At 66.9% G+C, this 21278-nt stretch carries 19 protein-coding genes; 9 read left to right on the top strand and 10 right to left on the bottom strand.

The features are described 5' to 3' along the window. Positions 1 to 18: 18 nt before the first annotated feature. The 3 genes from D575_RS0110555 to D575_RS0110545 all read right to left on the bottom strand — a co-directional run bounded on the left by D575_RS0110555 (position 19) and on the right by D575_RS0110545 (position 3532). On the bottom strand, positions 19 to 489 hold the full coding sequence (locus D575_RS0110555; protein ID WP_018145883.1) for a PepSY domain-containing protein: 471 nt from the start codon (positions 487 to 489) through the stop codon (positions 19 to 21). Between the two features lie 251 nt (positions 490 to 740). Then, on the bottom strand, positions 741 to 2861 hold the full coding sequence (locus D575_RS0110550) for a SulP family inorganic anion transporter (RefSeq protein WP_018145882.1): 2121 nt from the start codon (positions 2859 to 2861) through the stop codon (positions 741 to 743). 92 nt (positions 2862 to 2953) lie between these two features. Next, positions 2954 to 3532 carry a hypothetical protein gene (locus D575_RS0110545; RefSeq protein WP_018145881.1) on the bottom strand — a complete coding sequence of 193 codons (579 nt, stop codon included), beginning with the start codon at positions 3530 to 3532 and terminating at the stop codon, positions 2954 to 2956. Between the two features lie 211 nt (positions 3533 to 3743). Between D575_RS0110545 and D575_RS0110540 the strand changes: the two genes are divergently transcribed. Further along, positions 3744 to 5225: a HAMP domain-containing sensor histidine kinase gene (locus tag D575_RS0110540; RefSeq protein ID WP_018145880.1), complete on the top strand. Its 1482-nt coding sequence runs from the start codon at positions 3744 to 3746 to the stop codon at positions 5223 to 5225. Further along, positions 5222 to 6619 (top strand): sigma-54 dependent transcriptional regulator, encoded by a 1398-nt coding sequence (locus D575_RS0110535; protein WP_026182125.1) that lies wholly within the window; start codon positions 5222 to 5224, stop codon positions 6617 to 6619. The genes D575_RS0110540 and D575_RS0110535 overlap by 4 nt, the downstream gene beginning before the upstream one ends. 16 nt (positions 6620 to 6635) lie before the next feature. Here the strand turns inward: D575_RS0110535 and glgB are convergent, their stop codons facing one another. Beyond that, entirely contained in the window at positions 6636 to 8849 is a 2214-nt protein-coding gene (glgB, locus tag D575_RS0110530) for a 1,4-alpha-glucan branching protein GlgB (protein ID WP_081612123.1), read from the bottom strand. A 96-nt stretch (positions 8850 to 8945) separates the two neighbouring features. Between glgB and glgC the strand changes: the two genes are divergently transcribed. From glgC to malQ, 3 genes are read left to right on the top strand one after another with little or no spacing between them, the layout of a single operon-like run. Then, on the top strand, positions 8946 to 10211 hold the full coding sequence (glgC, locus tag D575_RS0110525) for a glucose-1-phosphate adenylyltransferase (RefSeq protein ID WP_018145877.1): 1266 nt from the start codon (positions 8946 to 8948) through the stop codon (positions 10209 to 10211). Further along, positions 10201 to 11949 (top strand): glycoside hydrolase family 57 protein, encoded by a 1749-nt coding sequence (locus D575_RS0110520; protein ID WP_026182123.1) that lies wholly within the window; start codon positions 10201 to 10203, stop codon positions 11947 to 11949. Before glgC ends, D575_RS0110520 begins: the two co-directional genes overlap by 11 nt. Positions 11950 to 11952: 3 nt before the next feature. Beyond that, positions 11953 to 13428 carry a 4-alpha-glucanotransferase gene (malQ, locus tag D575_RS0110515; protein ID WP_026182122.1) on the top strand — a complete coding sequence of 492 codons (1476 nt, stop codon included), beginning with the start codon at positions 11953 to 11955 and terminating at the stop codon, positions 13426 to 13428. A gap of 107 nt (positions 13429 to 13535) precedes the next feature. Here malQ and D575_RS0110510 read toward each other — a convergent pair whose 3' ends face one another. From D575_RS0110510 to mtgA, 6 genes are all read right to left on the bottom strand, one after another. After that, positions 13536 to 14123, bottom strand: coding sequence for a hypothetical protein (locus D575_RS0110510; protein WP_018145874.1), 588 nt, complete (start codon positions 14121 to 14123; stop codon positions 13536 to 13538). Between the two features lie 433 nt (positions 14124 to 14556). After that, a complete protein-coding gene (locus D575_RS14680) occupies positions 14557 to 14772 on the bottom strand; it encodes a PT domain-containing protein (RefSeq protein WP_369772572.1) in 216 nt (71 codons plus the stop codon). Then, positions 14762 to 15412 carry a class I SAM-dependent methyltransferase gene (locus D575_RS0110495; protein ID WP_026182121.1) on the bottom strand — a complete coding sequence of 217 codons (651 nt, stop codon included), beginning with the start codon at positions 15410 to 15412 and terminating at the stop codon, positions 14762 to 14764. Before D575_RS0110495 ends, D575_RS14680 begins: the two co-directional genes overlap by 11 nt. Before the next feature lie 26 nt (positions 15413 to 15438). Then, a complete protein-coding gene (locus D575_RS0110490; protein WP_017942134.1) occupies positions 15439 to 16125 on the bottom strand; it encodes a zinc metallopeptidase in 687 nt (228 codons plus the stop codon). Positions 16126 to 16232: 107 nt separating this feature from the next. After that, positions 16233 to 18545: a mechanosensitive ion channel domain-containing protein gene (locus D575_RS0110485; RefSeq protein WP_018145872.1), complete on the bottom strand. Its 2313-nt coding sequence runs from the start codon at positions 18543 to 18545 to the stop codon at positions 16233 to 16235. 284 nt (positions 18546 to 18829) lie between these two features. After that, a complete protein-coding gene (gene mtgA / locus D575_RS0110480; RefSeq protein ID WP_017942132.1) occupies positions 18830 to 19552 on the bottom strand; it encodes a monofunctional biosynthetic peptidoglycan transglycosylase in 723 nt (240 codons plus the stop codon). A gap of 238 nt (positions 19553 to 19790) precedes the next feature. Here mtgA and D575_RS0110475 point away from each other — a divergent pair, with 238 nt between their 5' ends. The 4 genes from D575_RS0110475 to D575_RS0110465 are packed head-to-tail and all read left to right on the top strand — an operon-like array spanning position 19791 to position 21253. Further along, positions 19791 to 20120: a hypothetical protein gene (locus D575_RS0110475; RefSeq protein WP_018145871.1), complete on the top strand. Its 330-nt coding sequence runs from the start codon at positions 19791 to 19793 to the stop codon at positions 20118 to 20120. Beyond that, positions 20113 to 20526 (top strand): thiol-disulfide oxidoreductase DCC family protein, encoded by a 414-nt coding sequence (locus tag D575_RS0110470; protein ID WP_026182120.1) that lies wholly within the window; start codon positions 20113 to 20115, stop codon positions 20524 to 20526. The genes D575_RS0110475 and D575_RS0110470 overlap by 8 nt, the downstream gene beginning before the upstream one ends. Then, complete coding sequence (locus tag D575_RS14150; RefSeq protein ID WP_081602024.1) at positions 20526 to 20678, top strand: DUF2256 domain-containing protein; 153 nt, start codon at positions 20526 to 20528, stop codon at positions 20676 to 20678. The genes D575_RS0110470 and D575_RS14150 overlap by 1 nt, the downstream gene beginning before the upstream one ends. Then, positions 20675 to 21253, top strand: coding sequence for a histidine phosphatase family protein (locus D575_RS0110465; RefSeq protein WP_017942129.1), 579 nt, complete (start codon positions 20675 to 20677; stop codon positions 21251 to 21253). Before D575_RS14150 ends, D575_RS0110465 begins: the two co-directional genes overlap by 4 nt. The last annotated feature ends 25 nt before the right edge of the window (positions 21254 to 21278 follow it).

The raw sequence follows: 21278 nt of genomic DNA, 5'->3' as shown, positions 1-21278 counted from the left end.
GAAGGGGGCAGCGTTTCGTCAGTCGCGTTCGAGTGACAGCAGCGTAAAATCTTCGCCATCGAGTCGGATGTTCAGCTCGTCGCCGTCTTCGGTGATGCCCTCGAGCTCGATGACGCCGTCGTCTTCGAACTCGATCTCCTTGAAGCGGAGCATGCCGTGATCCCGCGCGACGGCCGCTGAGCGGAGGATCATCTGGGCGGTCATGCCCGCCGCGTGATCGGGGTCGCGTACGCGTTCTTCGCGAAGCAGATCACCATCCAGATTAAACCGGGTCTCCATGCGCAGTTGTGCGTCGTCCCAGCCCTTGAGGACGAATTCCCGGTCACTTTCTGCCTCCAGTTCCTCGAAGGTGTCGAAACCGTGTTCCTGGCCGATGTCGACGATGGCCTGTATCGACTCGAGCGGGATGGTGTCGGACTGACCGGGGCTGCACGCCGCCAGCAGGACGATGAGCGGGGCGACGGCAAGGGAGAGAAGGCGCAGATTCATGAGTTCGAGACCTGATGGTGGGTTCTGGGGAGTGGCAAGGACCGGCTGCGCGTCAGTATCGCATTGCGCCCCGGGCGCGTCAGGAAAGGTTCTGATCAGGCGGCCCCCACGCAAAGGCCCAATCGCGTGTGCGCCGTCCAGCTGGATCTCCTCGAAACGCGTCAATTCGGGTTCGCCACGGGTTGCATGCTCGCTTTCTGCCGAGTATAGACGGGAAGGCCGGCCTTGCATGGGCGAGTCCCGGCCTCCCTTCACGATGGATTATCGTCGCCTCGAGCGCCGGGTGGTGCCGGGTTGGCGGTTTCCACTCGGTCCGGGGTGCCGAGGGCGCGCTGCTGCAGTTCGGCGAGGGCGACGCGCTTGTTGGGGAAGATGTTTCCGCGGCCGATCTCGTCCAGCAGGCCGGCACGTTCCATGGCCTCGCGGACGGGTTTCTTGAGACCACTGAACATCAGCTTGCAGTCGGCGGCCGCAAGGTCGCCGATCAGGGCGCGCACCTTGTCCACGCCCGAGGCGTCGATGCGGTTGATACTGTTGCCGAGCACCAGCACCGCCCGGGCATTCGGGTTGCGCGCGACGGCGTCCATGACCGCGTCCTCGAAGTGGGCGACGTTCATGAACACCAACGAGGCATCGAAGCGCAGTACGGTGAAGTTCGGGCCGGCCGGACGCAGGTCGTTGCTGATCGCCCCGGCCAGGGAACCGTCGGGGCGCAGGCCCTGGATCTCGGAACGCGGGCGCACGGTGCCGACCAGGAACAGCAGCGATGACAGGATTACGCCGACGATCACGCCATTGGCGAGATCCGGGGCCATGTACAGCGTGACGAAGAAGGTCAGGAACCCGGCCAGGCCATCGGCGCGGTTGATGGTCCACGACCGCGCCAGGGCCCGGAAGTCGAGCAAGCCGAACACCGCCGATATCACGATGGCCGCCAGCACTGCCTGGGGCAGATGGTAGAGATAGGGGGTCAGGAACAGCATGGTGATCAGCACGCCGATCGCGCTGACCACCGCGAACAGTCCGCTTTGTGCGCCGGAGCGGGCCGCGACCGCCGAGCGCGAGAACGAGCCGCTGACGGAGTAGGACTGGAAGAAGCTCCCGACGATGTTGGCCAGACCCTGGCCGATCAGTTCCTGATTCGGGTTCAGCTTCTCGCGCCGTTGGGCGGCGAGCGCGCGCGCGATGGAGGTCGCCTCCATGAAGCCGATCAGGGCCATCACGAACGCGGCGGGCAGCAGGGCCGGGATGACCTTCCAGTCCAGCACCGGTAGCTGCAGGCTGGGCAGTCCCTGGGGGATCGTGCCGACGACCTGGCCGCCGGAAGCGACAATGATGCGCTCCTCGTCGAAGCCGGACAGCCGCCATGGGCGGCCCTCGGCATCGGCATGCCAGGCGCGGTAGCGCGCCTGGCCGTCTGCGGTCTCGGTGCGCTCCAGGCGCACCTGGTGGGCTGTTATGCGCAGGTCGCTCAGTTCGCGCTTGAGTTGCGACTCGCGGACCTCCAGGCGGGCCACGCGCACCGCCAGGTCGGGTGATTCCTCGCCCGCCTTCTCGGCCTCCTTGAGTGCGCTGTTGGCCTCGCTCAGCTCTTCCGACGTGGTACCCATCTCCGTGCGGGTTGCGGCGAGCTCCTGGTACAGGTTGCGCACGTCGGTGGCCTGGATCTGCCCATGCGTGATGCGTTCGTTGTTCTCGAAGCCGGTCAGGGCGCTGAGTAGCGTACCCAGCACGACGACCACCAGCACGCCCGGCAGGCGGGGCATGATCCGTCGCATCACGATGAGGGTGACCAGGGTGCCGGCGCCGAAGGCGATGGTCGGCCAGTGGGCCTCCCCCAGCTGGGCAATGACGCCGGCGAAGTCGGTCAGGAAGGCGCCGGTATCGGGCTTCGGGACATTGAAGAAGGTGTTGATCAGGGAGAGTCCGATGATCAGCGCCGCCGCGTTGGTGAAGCCGACGATGACCGGCTGGGAGACGAAGTTCATCAGGATGCCGAGGCGGAATACGCCCAGCAGAAGGCGCATGATGCCGACCATCAGCGCGAGCAGGATCGAGAGCTGGATAAAGTATTCCGTGCCGGCCACCGCGAACGGCGCGAGCGACGCGGCCGACAGCAGCGACAGCATCGCGACCGGCCCGGTATGCAGAAAGCGCGAGGAGCCCCACAGCGAGCCGACGATCGCCGGGATCGCCGAGGCGTACAGCCCGTACACCACCGGGAGGCCCGCGAGTGTGGCATAGGCCATGCCCTGGGGCACCAGGATCATGGCGACGCTGAGGCCGGCCATGACGTCGGCACGGACGGATTTCCCGGACATGGGAAACCAGGCGAGAAAGGGAAACAGGCGGTAGATCCGGTCGGTATTCATGTAGGTGGGGTGTTCCTTGTTTCGGATTCGGGCCAACGCGTTCGGCCCGGCCGCGATGCGCTACGGCCGGGTCTGCAACTCGACGGGGATGACTAGCCCGCGGAGGGGAGCGCGGCGCCGGACGGCGCGGTCCGGGTGTCGCCCGGCCGCGGTTTGCGGGGTGCGGCGACCATGACCACCGGCAATTCCGCGGCCGTCTCGGTGGCCAGGATCTGGTGGCCGAGGTAGCCCTGTTCGTCGCAGACCAGGAAGTCCAGACGCAGACCGCGACCGAGGACCCGGCGCAGGGCCCGTTCCGGGTCGCCGGTCAGGGCCTCGATGTGAACGCCGTGCGGCAGGGGGCCGGTGTCACGAATGAAGCCGTCGATCAGCGCGCCGGCCTCGGCCTTGCCCAGAAAGGTCAGGACAACCAGCTCGGCATCCAGGCGCTCGCAGCTGTCGGCGGCATAGTCGAACACGGGGCGCGGGGCGAATGGCCCGACGAACAGGCCAATCCGCCGGCGCGGTGCGGGCTGCGCAGCGGCTTGAGGTGCGCTGACTGATGGCGGATTCGCGGTCGGGTTATCGTTTGCGAGCGCACGATACTTGTCGCCCATCGGTTGCATCTCGGCGAGGTCGGCATAGGCCAGGCCTTCGAGGATCTGTTTCATGGTGTGGCTCAGGGCAGGCATCGATGTCTCCGTTGTGGTTCGTCCACGAAGCCTCTATGCAGATCGCGTGCCACTTCGTAAAAACAATGACTTATCCGATTTGTGATGGGGTGTTGAGGAGGCGTGTGTTGCACCATGTAACGTTTGACTATGTGAGGGGCCGCGAATAGCGTTGCGGGCGACCATCCGGGCGTTGCAGAATGTAGCGTTCGCTATTGCAACGAGTAACGTTATGGGGCGCAGTCTGCGCAGCAAGGTCCGCTGGGTGTATGCCGGAGTGGTTGGGTTGGTGCTGGGTCTGGTGCTCGCGCAGTACATCGCGCTTTCGACCATCGAGACGCGGCTGCAACAGGGGGACGTGGTAGCCGAGCTGTTGCAGGACAGTCTCGAGATGCGCCGCTTCGAGAAGAAGTTCTATGGCTCCGGGGAGCATGGGGACTTGGCTGCGGCGCGGGACCATGCCGAGGCGGCGCTGGAACGGGTGCGCGAGAACGAGGCGGCGCTGGCGCAACATGCGCGCCCCGGCGAGCTCGACGAGTTACAGGCCGTTCTGGAGTTGTATCGCACGGGGCTGGGCCGGTATCCCGGGCTGGCGGGTGAGCAGCGCGAGCAGCTGGTCGAGTCCATTCGCAACGCCGGCGGCGAGGCCTCGGCGCTGACCAAGGTGCTGAGTCAGCGCGAGCGCGAGAACCTGCGCACCGGGGTTCAGGTATCACGTACGGAATTGCTGCTGGCGACGAGTATCGTGCTGGTGCTGGTCCTTCTGGGCGGCTGGTGGCTGGCGCGGCGGATCCTCGCCCCGCTGCGCTCGGTAGAGGACCAGCTGCGGGCGATCGGGGCGGGGTCGCGCAGGCGTCTGACTGCGCCCAACCAGGATCGCGAACTGGTGTCCTTTACCCACGCCTTCAATGCGATGCTGGATGAGCTGGATGCGCGGAGCCAGGATCTGCGCCGTTCCGAGCGGCTGGCGGCCCTGGGGGTGCTGGTATCGGGTGTGGCCCACGAGTTGAACAACCCCTTGGGCAATATCTCCACGGCACTGCAGCTGGTCGCGGAGGAAGGGCGGGGCGGTGATCCGGCCTTGCTTGAAGAGTGGCTGCAGCAGGCCGAGGGCGAGACGGCGCGGGCGCAGAACATCGTGCGCGGACTGCTCATGTATTCGCGCCAGCAGCCTCGGAGCCCCAAACGGGAGGAGTGCCGCTCGCTGAAGACCATCCTGGACGGGGCACTCGATCTGATCCGTGCCACGCTCCCTGCGGATCAGGTGACCATGCGAGTGGATGATGCCCTCCAGGTCACCGTGGACCCCGAGCGGTTGCAGCAGGTGTTCGTGAACCTGTTACGCAATGCCTTCGAGGCAGGGGGCGACGACGTAGAAGTCCACATCCAGGCCCAGCGGGGCCGCCTGGCGGACCTGAGGCCGGGTCCCGGCGGGCATGTGGTCGGCGATCTTGTGGTGCACGGCCAGGATTTGACTCCAGTCGTGCGGATTTCGATCGACGACGACGGTCCGGGGATCCCGGACGCGGCGCTGGATCACGTATTCGAGCCGTTTTACCGCGGACGGGACGAGGGGAGCGGTTCGGGCCTGGGCCTGTTCGTGGCCCAGGAAATCGTCCAGGACCACGGAGGGGCAATCGGCGTCAGTCGCTGCCCGATGGGCGGGACGCGGTTCCAGGTCTGGCTGCCCTGCGAATGCGGGGACCGCGCATGAGTCGCGAGGACAACGGTCGTCGGACGTCTCCGGCCGGCGAAATGCGGGAGGCGCGCCTGCTGGTGATTGACGACGAGCCGATTGCCTGCCGCCAGCTGGAGCAGGTCTTTCGGCATTCCCCGTATTCTGTGACGACCCGCGAGGAGGGAGCGACGGGTTTGCGCGCACTGGAGCAGGAGCGCTTTGACGCCGTCCTGACCGACCTGCGCATGGTCGGGGTGGACGGTATGGAGATCCTGCGCCGGGCGCGCGAGCTGGATCCGGACTTGGCGGTGATCATGATCACCGGGCACGCCACCCTGGACTCCGCGGTGGAGGCGATGAAGGCCGGGGCCTTCCACTACATTGCCAAGCCGTTTCGTATCGACGAGGTGCGCGAGGTCGTGGCCAAGGCGGTGGAATTCACCCGCCTGCGGCGCGACAACCGCACCCTGCGCGATCAAGTGGACCAGGGCGGGCGCAAGGCGACCCTGGTGGCACAGGACACGGCCATGCAGCGGTTGCTGGAGACCGCGCGCCAGATTGCGCCCACCGACTGCAATGTGGTGCTGACGGGCGAGAGCGGGACCGGCAAGGAATTGCTGGCGCGCTACATCCATAACCACAGCGCGCGGGCCGAGGGGCCGTTTCTCGCGGTCAACTGCGGGGCACTGCAGGACGAACTGCTGAGCAGCGAGCTGTTCGGCCACGAGAAGGGCGCGTTCACCGGGGCCACCCAGCAGAAGAAGGGCCTGTTCGAGACCGCGGCGGGGGGCACACTGTTCCTCGACGAGGTCGCGGAAACCAGTCCGGCGATGCAGGTGAACCTGCTGCGGGTCCTGCAGGAACGCGAAGTGCTGCGGGTCGGCGGGCGGACGCCGATCCCGGTGGATGTGCGGGTGATCGCCGCCAGCAACCGGCGCCTGGATCGTGCGGTGGATCGTGGCGAGATGCGCGAGGACCTGTATTTCCGTCTGAACGTGGTGAACCTGCTGCTGCCACCGCTACGCGATCGGCGCGACGATATCCCGCTGCTGGCCTACTACTTCCTCAAGCGCCACGCCTTGTCGATGGGCAAGCGCATCGACGACATCGAGCCGGAGGCGCTGGAGCGCCTGGTCGAGCATGACTACCCCGGGAACGTGCGCGAGCTGTCCAACATTATCGAACGCGGGGTGGCACTGGCACGTACGGCGAATCTGACCCTGGCCGATCTGCCGCGCGCCCTGCGCGAGACCCGCGCCCGCGTAGTGCACGAGGACGCGGCCCCGCTGCGGACGCTGGATGAGCAGGAGGTGTTGCAGATCCGTCAGGCGCTGGAGCAGACCGGAGGCAACCGCACCCGGGCTGCGCGGCTGCTGGGCATTGACCGCGTGTCGCTGTGGCGCAAGATCAAGCGTCTGGGCATCGAGTAGCCGAGGCGGCGTGATGTCAGTCTGCGACCGGTTCCAGCAGCAGCGCCGCGAGCGGCGGGAGGTGCAGGTAGAGCGTGGCGGGATGGCCGTGACGTTCGAGCGGCTCGGCGTAGGCCTCTGCCGGGCCGCGTGAGCCACCGCCGTAGACTTCCGCATCCGTGTTCAGGGTGACCCGCCAGCGCCCGGCATGCGGTGCGGGTACCGGATAGGCCGCGCGTTCCATGGGCGTCAGGTTCAGCACCACGACCACCTGGCGACCCTGGTGGTCGCGGCGCACGAAGCTGAGCGTGGAGTGCCCGGCGTCGTCGCAGTCCAGCCAGTCGAAGCCGTCCGGCTCGAATTCGCGGGCGTGCAGGGCCGGGTCTTCGCGGTACACCCGGTTGAGGTCGCGCACCAGGTTCTGCAGGCCCTGGTGCAGCGGGTACTGCAGCACGTACCAGTCCAGCTCGCGATCCTCGGACCATTCGGGGCCCTGGCCGAACTCCTGGCCCATGAACAGCAGCTTCTTGCCGGGGTAGAGCCACTGCCAGCTGTAGAGCAGGCGCAGGTTGGCGTGCTGCTCCCACTCGTTGCCGGGCATGCGCCCGCGCAGGCTGCGTTTTCCGTGCACCACCTCGTCGTGCGAGAACGGCAGTACGAAGTTCTCGCTGTAGGCGTAGAGCTGGCCGAAGGTGAGCTGGCCATGGTGGTGGGTGCGGTAGATCGGGTCCATGCCGAAGTAGGTCAGGGTGTCGTGCATCCAGCCCATGTTCCACTTCATGGTGAAGCCCAGCCCGCCCATGGACGGCGGGCGGCTGACACCCGGCCAAGCGGTCGATTCCTCGGCAATCATGGCGACGCCGGGGTGGCTGGTCTGGACAGTCTCGTTCAGGTGGCGCAGGAAGTCGATCGCCTCGAGGTTCTCGTTGCCGCCGTGGATGTTGGGCAGCCAGTCTTCGCCCTCGCGGTCGTAGTCGCGGTAGAGCATGGAGGCCACGGCATCCACGCGCAGGCCGTCGAGGTGGAAGTCCTCGACCCAGCACAGGGCGCTGGAGAGCAGGAAGTTGCGGACCTCGGGGCGCGAGTAGTTGAAGATCAGCGTGCCCCAGCCGCGGTGTTCACCGATGCGCGGGTCGGCGTGCTCGTAAAGCGCGGTGCCGTCGAAGCGGGCCAGCGCGAACTCGTCGCGCGGGAAGTGCCCGGGCACCCAGTCGAGGATGACGCCGAGACCGGCCTGGTGCGCCTGGTCGACCAGGTAGCGGAAGTCGTCCGGGTCGCCGAAGCGCGAGGTGGGGGCGAAAAAGCCGGTGCTCTGGTAGCCCCATGAGCCATCGAACGGGTGCTCGGTGACCGGCAGCAGCTCGAGGTGGGTGAAGCCCATGTCCCGCGCGTAGGGCACCAGGCGCTCGGCCAGATCGCGGTAGTTGGGCCATTCGCCCTCGGGGCTTCGCTGCCAGGACCCCAGGTGCACCTCGTAGATGCTCATCGGGCGGTGTTTCCAGGCCTCCGGGTCGCGGTTGCGCATCCAGTGCTCGTCGTTCCAGGCATGGGTGCTGGCGGGCTGGATGCGCGAGGCGGTCTCGGGCCGCAGCTGATAGGACCGGGCATACGGGTCGCTCTTCAGGTGCAGGCTGCCGTGTTCACGATTGCGGATCTCGAACTTGTACAGCGTTTCCGCGGTCAATCCGGGGACGAAAAGCTCCCAGATGCCGCTCCCGGAGTGGACCGTCATCGGGTGGCAACGGCCGTCCCAGCGGTTGAAGTCGCCGACCACGGAGACGCGTTCCGCATTGGGTGCCCAGACGGAGAAACGCACGCCCGCGACGCCTTCGCGCGTGACGAGATGGGCGCCCAGCATGCGGTGGGCGTGCCAGTGACGGCCCTCGGCGAATAGGTGGCGGTCGAATTCGGCAATATCCGGGGCGAAACTCCAAGGGTCAATGTGCTGCAACGTGGCTGTGCCACCCTCGGCGTGCCACTCCAGCTGCGGGTGCGCGGGGAGGTCGGCCGACGGGCCTTGCCACAGGAATAGCCCCGGGTACCCGGCGGCGGGTTCCAGTGAAGCGGGGCGACCGTCACAAAGTGTGATGGACGCCGCGTCCGCGTGCGGCAGCCAGGCTCGGTAGCAGATGGTTTGTTGATCCAGCGCATGGCGGCCGAGGACGCTATGGGGATCATGGTGTCGCGCCTCGGCCAGACGTCCCAATGAATCGGCGACGGAGCGGGTGCATTTGTCGGGGGCTGTTGCCATACTCGGATCAAGCTCGCGTTTCGGAGGTGGAACAGCAGGGTTCGGGTTGGATTGGCCGAACACGTGGGTATCACTCTTTTTGGCAAGGATGGATGCATGACTCCACAACCGCAACGTTACGTTAGCCGCCTGACCCGGGAGACCCTCGCCCTGATCCTGGCCGGCGGACGTGGTTCGCGACTGAAACAATTGACACTGTGGCGGGCCAAGCCGGCCGTGCCCTTCGGCGGGAAGTTCCGCATCATCGACTTCCCCCTGTCCAACTGCATCAACTCCGGGATTCGCCAGGTGGCGGTGGTCACCCAGTACAAGGCACATTCGCTGATCCAGCACATGCAGCGTGGCTGGAGCTTCCTGCGCGGGGAGTTTGGCGAGTTCATCGAGCTGCTGCCGGCGCAGCAGCGCATCGAGACCTCCTGGTACGCCGGGACGGCCGATGCGGTCTATCAGAACATCGACATCATCCGGCAGCACAACCCACGCTATGTGCTGATCCTGGCCGGCGACCACATCTACAAGATGGACTACGGCCAGATGATCGCCTTCCACGTGGAGAGCGGGGCCGACATGACGGTGGGCTGCCTGGAGGTGGAGCAGGAGCGCGCCAAGGCCTTCGGCGTCATGGGCGTGGATGCCGCCAGCCGCATCACCTCGTTTGCCGAGAAGCCGGAGGACCCGGCGCTCATCCCCGGCAGCAAGACCCACTCGCTGGCTTCCATGGGGATCTACGTGATCAACACCGAATTCCTGTTCGAGCAGCTGATCAAGGATGCGGACGACACCTTTTCCAGCCACGACTTCGGCAAGGACATCATTCCCGGCATCATCGAGCGCTACCAGGTGATGGCCTATCCGTTCCGCGACGAGCAGGGCGTGCGCCAGGGCTACTGGCGCGACGTGGGGACGATCGACTCCTACTGGCAGGCGAACCTGGAGCTGATCGGCGTGACCCCTGAACTGAATCTGTACGACTCGGAATGGCCGATCTGGACCTACCAGGAGCAGCTGCCGCCGGCCAAGTTCGTGTTCGATGACGAGGACCGCCGCGGCATGGCGATCGACTCCATGGTTTCCGGCGGCTGCATCATCTCCGGCAGTACCGTGCGTCACTCGCTGCTGTTCTCGAATGTGCAGGTCAATGCCTGTGCCACGGTCGAGGACTCGGTGATCCTGCCAAGCGTGACCGTTGGCGAGAACTGCGTAATCCGCAACGCGGTGATCGACAAGGGCTGCAGGGTGCCGGACGGGACGGAGATCGGGGTGGACGACGAGGCCGATGCCCGCGACTACTTCGTCTCCCCGGGCGGGGTGCGGGTGGTGACGCCGGAGATGCTTGGACAGGCGACCCACCATGTCCGCTGAATCCGACGCAAGGACGGCCCTCGCTACGCAGGCACCACAGCTCGACGTGGTGCTGTGCTGGCACATGCATCAGCCGCAGTACTACGACTCGGGCGCGCGCGAGTACGTGCTGCCGTGGACCTATCTGCATGCGCTGAAGGACTACACCGACATGGCGGCCCACCTGGAGGCCTGTCCCCAGGCTCGGGCGGTGGTGAATTTCGCGCCGATCCTGCTGGAGCAGATCGCGGACTATGGTGAACGGCTGGATGCCGGCATCGGCAGTCACTCGAGCTTTGGCGATCCGGTACTCGACCTGCTGCAGATGGACATTGTCCCGGTGGATCCCGTGCAGCGTCGCGAGATCCTGCGCGTCTGCCTGCGCGCGCATGCCCCGCGGATGATCGAGCCCTTCCCGCTGTTCGAGCGCCTGGCGGCGCTGGCGCGCCAGGCGCTGGAGGACCCGGTGCTGCTGGCGCACCTGGACACCCGCTATTTCCAGGACCTGGCCACCTGCTACCACCTGGCCTGGCTAGGGGAGACGGTGCGCCGCGCCTATCCGGAGGTACAGGGCTGGCTGAAGGCCGAGACGGGTTTCAACCGCGATGTTCGCGGTCGTCTGCTGAAGCTGATCCGCGACGAGGTGAAGGCGATCCTGCCGCGCTATCGTGAACTGGCGGAGCAGGGGCGTGTGGAACTCTCCTTTACACCCTATGCGCACCCGATCATGCCGTTGCTTCTGGACCTGAACTCGGCACGCGAGGCGATGCCGGATGTCGAGTTGCCGAATGCGCCGGCATATCCGGAGGGCGAGGCGCGTGTGCGCTGGCACATCGAACGCGGTCTGGAGGTGTTCGAGCAGTACTTCGGCTTCCGTCCACGCGGCTGCTGGCCGTCGGAGGGCAGTCTCAGCGAAGCCACGGTGCGCCTGCTGGATGACTACGGGATCTGCTGGACGGCCAGCGGCCAGACCGTGCTGGGCAACAGCCTGGCCGCGGCGGGGCAGACGGCCGAGTCGCATACCGGCTCGGCGGAACAGGAGGGCTGGCTGCACCGGCCCTATTGCCTGGAAGGTGCAAGGACCGAGCTGTTCTTTCGCGATGACGGCTTGTCCGATGCCATCGGGTTTCGCTACGCCGACTGGCATGCCGACGATGCCGTCGGGGATTTCGTGCAACACCTGGAAAATATTGCCGAGGCTTCTCCCGAGGGTGGCGTGGTGCCGGTCATCCTGGATGGCGAGAATGCCTGGGAGTACTACCCGGATAACGGATTTTACTTCCTGCGGGCGCTGTACGAGCGGCTGGCGGAAAACCCGCGGCTGAACCTGTGCACCTTCTCCGACGTCTGCCAGCGTACCGGCCCGCGGACGGAACGTGGTGAACTGCCGGGCATGGTGGCCGGTTCCTGGGTGTACGGGACCTTCTCCACCTGGATCGGCGATCCGGACAAGAACCTGGGCTGGGATCGCCTGATCGAGGCCTGGACGGCCGTGGATCAGGCCATCGCACGGCATCCGGCCCTGGATACGCCGGAGTTGCGCAAGCAGCTGGCGGTCTGCGAGGGGTCCGACTGGTGCTGGTGGTTCGGGGAATACAACCCGGCCGGCTCAGTGAGTGACTTCGAACAACTCTACCGCCGCCACCTCGCACGCCTGTACCAGCTGGCCGACCTGGAAGTGCCGGAGTCCCTGGGCGAGGTGCTTTCGGTCGGTGGTGGTGATCCGGCTGCGGGTGGGACCATGCGGAAGGGACAGTAGTCGATGGAGGCGGGTGAAGAGCACTGTAACCCCCTGATGCAGCGGCGCCGGGCCGGCGTGTTGCTGCATCCGGTCTCGCTGCCGGGTCCGGGCCCGGTGGGCACGCTGGGGCAGGAGGCCTTCCGCTTCCTCGACTGGGCACGGGACGCCGGGTTCAGCCTGTGGCAGATTCTCCCGCTGCATCCGCCCCAGGAGGACGGCTCCCCGTATGCGAGTATCTCCGCCTTCGCGGGGGATGTCCGTCTGATCGATTCGCAACGTCTTGGCGAACGCGCGGGCCTGGATGGGCCGGATTCGCCCGTCGAGACCCTGCTGCACGAGGCGCGGGAACGGCTGGAGCAGATGGCCGACGGCTGGGCTCAGGCCTATCAGGCGTTTCGCGACGCTCAGGGGCCGGTGTGGCTGGAGGATTTCGCGCGCTTCGTGGTCATTCGCGCACGCCAGGGCGACCGTCCCTGGTGGGAATGGCCGGCGGGGTTGCGCGACCGTGATCCGGCGGCCCTGGTGGCCGTGGAAACCGAGTCGGGGGAGGCCCTGGAGGCCGTGCGTTTCGCCCAGTTCGTGCTGTTCGACCAGTGGCAGGACGTGCGCGAGCATGCGCGCGCACGGGATATCCTGATCCTCGGCGACATGCCCATCTTCGTGGCCCACGACTCCGCGGAGGTCTGGGCCCACCGCGACCTGTTCGATCTGGATGCGACGGGGCACCCCCTGACGGTGGCCGGCGTGCCGCCGGATTACTTCTCCGAGACCGGCCAGCGCTGGGGCAATCCCCATTACCGCTGGGACCGTCTGGCCGAACGGGGCTACGACTGGTGGGTCGAGCGCATGCGCTGGACGCTGGAGACGGTGGATGCGGTGCGGATCGACCACTTCCGCGGTTTCGAGGCCAGCTGGGCCGTGCCGGCAAGCGAGCCGGATGCCACGCAGGGCCACTGGGTGGCGGGGCCGGGTGCCGACTTCTTTGAACAGCTGCAGGACCGTCTGGGCGTACTGCCGTTGCTGGCAGAGGACCTGGGCGTGATCACCCCGGAGGTGACGGCCTTGCGTCTGCGCTTCGACCTGCCCGGCATGCGCATCCTGCAGTTCGCCTTCGAGGGCGGGCCGGACAACCCCTACCTGCCGGCCAATCACGACGAACTGAGTGCCGTGTACACCGGCACCCATGACAATGACACTACCCTGGGCTGGTTCCGTTGCCTGGACCTGGAGATGCAGCAGCATGTAATCGCGACGCTGGACGAGGGCCCGGCCGGAGAGATGCCCTGGCCGCTGATCCGCGCGGCGTTCCGTTCGCCGGCGCAGCTGGCGATCCTGCCCATGCAGGATGCCCTGCAGCTGGGGTCGGATGCGCGCATGAACATCCCCGGTACGGTGGACGAGCGCAACTGGAGCTGGCGCTTCGAATGGAGCGAGCTGCCCGAGGGGCAGACGGACGCATTGCGCGCACTGGCGCAGGAGACCGGACGCCTCGATTGACGGCAGCCCCCGTTGGGGTCCTGCGGGCGCCCGGGTCGAACACAAAAAAGCCCGGCCCCCTCGCGGGAGCCGGGCGTTTCGTCGGGCGGAAGGGGAGGGCTGCGCGATCAGCGCATCATGCCGCCCTGCCCACCCTGTTGCTGCTGCATCTGCTGTTGCAGGCTCTGCATGCGCTCGATCACGTTGTCGATATCGGCGTTCTCCTGGCGCATGGCGGCCATCAGGTCGTCACGCAGGGATTCCTGGGCCTCGCGGATCTCCTGATCCTGCGCGACCGCCTGCTGGGCCTCCTGCAGGTTCATCTGCGCCTGCTGCACGTCCTCGGACTGGATAACCTGCTGGCGCTCTTCGGAGCTCAGGTCCGGATCGCGCAGGCGTTCCTCGGCGGATTCGAGGGTTTCCAGATCGCGGCGCGGCTGGTAGCCGGCGGACTCCATCTTGTCCAGCACCAGGTTTTCCAGTTCTTCGCCTTTCTGCTCCAGCTGCGGGTTGTTCTGAATGGCTTGCTGCTGGGTCTCGGCGAGGGTCTGCTGGAGCTGCTGCATCTCCATCTGCGGGTTACCGCCCTGGCCGCCTTGCATGCCCATACCACCCTGGCCTTGCTGGCCCATCCCCTGGGCCATGACGAGCGGGCTGGCCAGGGCGAGCGCAGCGGCGGCGATCAGTCCGGCGAGGGACTGCGAACGAATCTTCATAAAACTTCTCCTCGTAAGTACAGGTATAGCGTAGACAATCGCACTTAACCCCAGCTTAACAAGCGTGGCCCGGTGATGCCGGCGGCCGCATGCGCCAGGTGCCCCGGGTGCCGAGCCGCAACGCCCCGGAAACGCATCACATCAAGGCCAATGCGCTGTCGCGCCCGGCCACGTGGGCGCGCCTTGTCGCCGGTGAGCCGTCTGACATGCCCATATGGACGTTGGGGGCGTACGGCCTTCCGGGAGGACTCTCCGCTGTTCGGGAAGCCACGCTGAAGGGTTACGGTACCAGTCAAAGAACGGCATGAGGCGGCGTTGTTCCCCGGGCGTGATGGGGTAACCGCATCGGTGTGACGCCCGTTCCAGTCCGGGGGCGGCGATCCGATTGGCCGGGTCGCTTGTGGCCGCATGCCAGTGGCCGCGGCGAGAGGCCTCACCATCGGCCGTAGTCCGCTTCGCGGATGACCACGCCCAGCGGCAGCATCTCCGTTGGCTGGTTGGCTGGTTGGCTGGTTGGCTGGTTGGCTGGTTGGCTGGTTGGCTGGTTGGCTGGTTGGCTCCGGAGCCGGCATGGCTCGCTTGCTAGCGCGGATGGGTGTACCCGAAGTCGTCCGGACAAGCCCCGCGCGGGCGGTCGATCATTGCGCACAATCCCGGGTACGGGTGAACAGGGCGATGTCACGCGACGGCAGCTTCAGTGCGCAATCCAGCCGGTCCGCGATCCAGTGCAGGGTCTCGGGCCCGTAGAAGGCGACATGGGTGGGATCGCGGCGGTAATGCCAGCGGCGAAAGCGGGCCGCCTCGGGAGGCCATTCGGTCATCACGGCCAGGACGCCGCCGGGGCGCAGGTGGCCGAGCATGGTCTGGAGTGCCTCCCGGGGCCGGTGCATGTGCTCCAGGACCTCGGTGCAGGTGACGAAATCCCAGCCGGGGCCGGGTGGGTCCGGCCGGTCGGGCGCAAAGGCGGGGTCCCAGGTGTCCATCCGGTAGCCCTGATGCCGCAGCAGGGTTGCGAGGACCGGTTGTGGTCCGCAGCCCCAGTCGAGGCCGCGAGCGGGCGGCGGCAGAGCCTCGAGCAGTGGCTGTATCACCCGCTGTAAATGGGCCTGGTAGCCCGGATCGTCGGGGCGGTTTTCGTGGGTGCGGTAATACGCACGTTCCGCCTCGCGGTCGGGCCAGTCAGAGGGTTCGAGACTCACCAGGTGGCAGTTAGGACAGCGGCGGTAGTCGCCGGGCGAGGGGTCGCCGACGCCGCGGTGGTGAAACGGTCGGGTGGGATGTTTGCACAGCATGCAGGTGTCCGGTGCGGACGACCTCATCGACGCAGGTACCGGAACCACGAGGCGATGTTCAGCAGGCTCATCAACGATTGTGACAGGTAGGTATAGGCAGCGGCCTTCAGGATGCGTTCGGCATGCGGGTAGTCGGGCGGGTGCAGATACTTGCCGTCGCGGAGCATCGGCATGGCACGCCGGAAGCTGGCATCCAGTTCGGTGGGCAGGGTGATGAAATGGACCAGTGCGGCGAGTCCCATGGACAGCACCCCGGCCAGCAGGAACAGGATCGCGGGCGCCGGGTGACGGGCGAGGATCGTGATAAAGGGGATGGCGACCAGCAGCCAGGCGCCGATCTGCTGTCCGTATCCCGCGACGCAGACCAGGTAGCTGCGCATGCGCAGCGGGGCGTAACCCTCCGCATGCTGGATGGCGTGGCCCACTTCGTGGGCGGCCACGGTGACCGCCGTGAGCGAGTGTCCGTCGTGGTTTTCCTCCGACAGGCGCACGGTGCGGGCGTCCGGATCGTAGTGATCGCCTTTGGTGGTGGTCTCCACCCTGACCTTGTGCAGCCCGTGACGGTCCAGCAGGTCGCGGGCCAGTTCCGCGCCCGTGCCGTCGTAGCGGTCCGCCGGCTGGTGGTATTTCTTCATGACGTGGCGCACCCAGAGGCCCGGTGCCCAGGCGAGGAGCAGCAACAGAGGCGCGAGCAGGATCAACAGTCGCATGGACCTATATTGACCCAAATCCCTCCCTGTCGGAAAGGGTAAGACGGCTCAGGACAGGATGCCGGTTGCCGGGAGGCCAGGATCGGCCTCCGCGGCAACCGTGCGCATCAGTCGTCGGTCTCGTCGTAGTCGCCCTTGTGCTTCGGGTTCGGGCGCGCGCGCCGGTCGTTCGAATAGTCCTGGTCGTCCGTGCCACCCTCCGGGGCGGCCTGGATCATGCGCAGGTTCGCCGCAGGGGCCGACCCGTCCTTCTCCTGACCGAAGTAGATGGTCTGGTGCGGGAACGGGATCTCGATGCCGGCGGCGTCGAAGTGACGCTTGACCAGACGGTTGAAGGCGCGCCCCAGACCGAACTGGGTGCCCGGCAGGGTCTTGATCCGGACCCGCACGTTGACCGAGCTGTCGGCCAGTGCGGTGACCCCGTGGACCTCCATCTCGTCGAGGATGTTCGGACCCTGGTCCGGGTCTTCCTTCAGCTCCTCGAAGGCCTCGCGCAGACGCACGATGACCTCGTCGATGTCTTCGCGGTAGGCCACCCCGTATTCGCCCACGTGGTAGGCGAACTCGCGCATGTAGTTGGCGACCGCATCCACCGAGGAGAACGGGATCAGGTGGTAGGTCCCGGACAGGTCGCGGATGCCGAGCGAGCGGATGGTCAGGCGTTCGACCACGCCGGTGGTACCGGCGACGGTGACCACGTCGCCGACGTTGATCGCGTTCTCCAGCTGGATGAAGACCCCGGTGATCACGTCCTGGACCAGCTTCTGGGCACCGAATCCGATCGCCAGCCCGAGCACACCGGCGCCGGCCAGCAGCGGGCCGATGTTCACGCCGATCTCGGCCAGCACGATCATGGTGGTCATCACGATCAGCACGATGGCCACCGCGTTGCGGAAGATGGTCAGCAGTGTGGCCTCGCGCGCGGTCGGGCCGCCGTCCCCGGTGTTGGGGTTCATGCGGTGCTCGATCCAGCTGGCGAACACCAGCCAGATGGCCAGCACACCCAGCACGATCAGGGCCACCGAGATCGCGGTGCCCAGCAACGCCATGCCGGTATCGGAGGCCAGCCAGGTGGTCAGGCTGAAGGCACCCCAGGCATCTGCGACCACCGCCAGCACGATCAGCAGGATCACCAGGCGCATTACCCGCAACGCCTTCGGGATGTACGAGTTCAGGCGCAGTTCCAGCGACGGGAATTTCTCCCGGGTCTCCTCCGGCACGCGGATCTGGCGGCCAATCAGCTGGGTCAGCAGGTTGGCCACGAAGATGCCGACGAACGCGGCGAGCAGGGTCTGTCCGGTGGCCTTGGCCATGAAGGGCAGGGCGTCTTCCGGGCGGGTGATGCTGACCACGGCCAGGGCCAGGAAGTAGAGCAGGGCGATCCAGTGCCAGGACTTCGCGAGCAGCGAGGTCACGATGCGGGTGAAGGCGAATTCCGCCCGGTTGGCGAGGGCCATCAGGCGGTCATGTACCCGGGTGCGGTTCTGCAGGATGATCACGGCGGCGTAGAGGAAGGCCGTCAGCATCACGAGCAGTCCCAGCGAGCGGCCCGCCTCGGACGAGATCTGGTTGTTGGCAATTGGCACCAGCAGCAACAGGCCGTACCCGATATAGCCCACGATGCGGGCCAGCCAGGCATTCCAGTAGGCCGCCTCGTCCCCGGCCATCGGCAGCAGGCGCAGGCCGTGGTAGCGGGTGGCGAAGATCAGGCGCAGCGCCGCCTTGGTGACCTCGATCAGCAGGAAGGCGTTGAGGAACAGCGAGTGGCGGGTGTTCATTTCGCCCGATTCGCCCAGCACGAACAGCGCCAGGGCATAGCCGGCCAGCCAGGCAAGGATGACGATCAGGAAATCGATGATGGCGGCCAGGGTGACCGCCGGCAGCGCGCGCATCAGGCGCATGTGCTCGGCGGCATTCAGTGCCCAGCGGTCGAGCGCCGTGAACATCGGGGCGCCCAGCCGTCGCAGGATCAGGAACACCGCCACGGTGAACACGATGATGATGGCGAGATCGAGCACGGCCATGCCGAACACGGTCGGTTCGATCGCGCGTACGCGCTCGGCGATGTCCGTGGCAATGTCGTTCAGAGCCCGGACTTCGGCCACCGTGCCCTCGGCCAGCGACTGGGTCAGCTGGGCGATCTGGCGGGCGACGGATTCGCTTTCGCCGGTGTCGACCGGGAGGTCATCCGTGACGGAGTCGTCCGCGCTGGAGCGGTCGCCGGAGCGCAGGGCCTCGAGCAAGTCTTCGCGCGCCTCCTCGTTCTCCAGCGCGTGGATGAGCATCTGGCGCAGATCGCTGCCGGATTCTGTCGCGCCGGCATCCTGGGCAGAGACGGCCCCCAGCGGCACGGAGAACAGCAGGGCGGCGAGGACGAGCAGGCGGGAGAAGAAGCGAAACGGCGATCGCGGGTGGGTCACGGCAAACCTCAATGTTCGGGGGGCATCCATGGGAACCGCCCATAATTGCGTCCATGCCGATGGACCCATTGATCGGCGGTTCGCCCGTGCAGTCAGTGCGAGCAGTCTAAAGGCTGGAAGTTCCCCGCCACAATTCGGGCCAGGCGACCGTGGGCGGGTGCGTCCGGAGATGGCCACGGCCCCTGGCGGGGCCTCGCCATGACGTGGAAAAGCACCGTCATCGCGAGCGCCAGAGGCGCGTGGCGATCTTCGTGACCGACCTCGGCGTTGGTCGGGCACGAAGCTTACTCCAGCAGCATTGGGTCCAGCCAGGCGATGCCGAGCTGGGCCATCTGCTGCTCGACCCAGGCGATGCGTCGATCCAGCTGGGGTCCGGGCTGGACGGGGTTCATGCGTCCCGGGCTGGGCAGGATGGCGGCCAGGCGTGCGGACTGATGCCGGGTCAGTTCCGTCGCCGGCACGCCGAAATAGTGTTGCGCGGCATTCTCGATGCCGTAGATGCCGGGGCCCCATTCGGCCAGGTTGAGGTAGATCTCGAAGATTCGCCGCTTCGGCCACAGGGACTCCATACCCAGGGTGAAGCCTGCCTCCAGCGACTTGCGGACCCACGAACGGCCATGCCACAGGAACAGGTTCTTCGCGGTCTGCTGGCTGATGGTGCTGGCCCCGCGCAGGCGTCCGCCGCGCACGTGATCGCTGACGGCCTGGCGTACCGATCCCCAGTCGAATCCTCGGTGGTTCGGGAAATGCTGATCCTCGGCGGCGATGACCGCGAGCATCAGGTGGCGGGGCAGATCATCCAGCCGCTGCCAGTCCGGGCGCCGGTTCGAGGCGGTCTGCCAGTCGGTGGCCACCACCATGGCCATGCCGTAGGGCGGGTCGACGCGGGCGAACAGCACCACCAGCGCGAGCATGGCCCCGACCCCCAGCGCCAGAAGAAACGCAGCCAGCCCGGCCGTCCAGTAGAGCAGGCGGCGCAACGGGCGGCGTTTGCGGCGCGCCCCCATTACCGGCCCCCTGCCTCGCGGGGCGCGCCGGCGGAGTCGATGTTGCGGTCGCGGGTCTCCATGAGGCGCAAGGATAACGCCTGCGCGTGCCGAGCGGGGCGGGTTTCGCGATGCGATCCGGTCTGCCGGCCCGTTGCTGGTCGAACTGTTTTCCGGTTTCGTGGCCCAATGGCGAAGGGGATGCCCGACCGCCCCGAAATCCGCCCCGACAACCCGACCGTTCGCGAAGGAGAGAGCCATGGACGTATTGCCCTATCGCTATGTCACACCCAGTGGCGAGGCCGTGTCCTTCGAGTTTCGCCTGCACCCCGAGACCGGCTCTGCCGTGCGGGTGCAGCAGTTGCTGGATCGCCTGACCGATACGCTGGATAACGAGATCGGTGTGCTCGGGGATACCTGCAATGGTGACGTGCTGCAGGCGCTTGCAATGGCCCTGGCGGTACGCACCGAGATGATCCCGGCCGATCCCGAGATGACCCAGGGACTCGCGCGGGATGTGGTCGAGCGTGCCCTCCGCTCGCTGGGCGAGGCTCGGCACCAGCAGACCGGGCCGGTGGGACATGCCTGAGCCTTTACGGGACCCGCGCTCGGAGGCTCCGGGCCGGCCGATCGTGTTCTTCGACGGCGGCTGTCCCCTGTGCCGCCGCGAGATCGGCCATTACCGGCGGCTGGACGCCGCCGGGGCGATCGACTGGCGCGACGTCCACGCCGATGCGACCCCGCTGGCCGACTGGGGGATCACGTGGGACCAGGCGATGCAGCGCATGCATGCCGTCAGCCCCGAGGGCCGTATTCGCAGCGGGGCGTGGGCCTTCGTAATGGTCTGGCGGCATCTGCCCTACTATCGCTGGATGGGTGCCGTGCTGCATCGCCTGCCGCCGGTCGTGTGGCTGATGGATCGCGTCTACAACGTGATCGCCCGCTATCGCTGGCGCTCGCGCTGCGACGACGGGGTCTGTCACCCGGATCGCTGATGGCGCACGCCAAGCCGCACCCGCCCGAGAAGATCTGCGCGGTGTGCGGTCGGCCATTCTCCTGGAGACGAAAGTGGGCCCGCTGCTGGGATGAGGTGCGCTACTGTTCCGACGCCTGCCGGCGTCGCCGTACGAGGAAATCGGCGTCATGAAGCGCTCTGTATTCCCGGGGTTCTGGGTCGTGGTGGTGCTGGCGCTCGCGGCGCCGGTGATGGCGGATGATCTCGCGGCGGAACGTGCTATTGCCGAGCAGTTGCAGGAGCCGCACCGCATCCTGCTGATGCGTCATGCCATCGCGCCCGGGATTGGCGACCCGGCGGGCTTCGACGTCACGGACTGCGCCACCCAGCGCAATCTCTCCAACGAGGGCCGCGCACAGGCCCGCGAGACCGGCGACCGCCTGCGCGCCGCCGGGCTGGATTCGATACGCGTGTTTGCGGGGCCCTGGTGCCGGAACCGGGATACCGCCAAGCTGCTGGGCTATGGCGAACCGGAGGTCCTGGAGGCGCTGGGCTCGGTGTTCCGCACCAATGCCCCGCATCGGGAGCGGCGCATGCGGGCGTGGCGCGAACACCTGGCGGAGGAATACCGGCAGGCACAAGGGCCCGCGGTTTACGTGACGCACCGGGCGAACATCATGGAGCTGAGTGGCCGCAGCATTGGTGCGGGGGCGATGCTGGTCGTCGAGATCGACGCGCAGGGCAACGCCCGGCTGGTGGAGAATTAGCCGGGCGTCCCGGTCGGGGCTCGTC

Source organism: Thioalkalivibrio sp. AKL6, from assembly GCF_000376905.1.
Classification (GTDB): Bacteria; Pseudomonadota; Gammaproteobacteria; order Ectothiorhodospirales; family Ectothiorhodospiraceae; genus Thioalkalivibrio; species Thioalkalivibrio versutus.
Note: the sequence above shows the minus strand (reverse complement) of the source record. Positions and strands in the feature narration are given on the sequence as shown.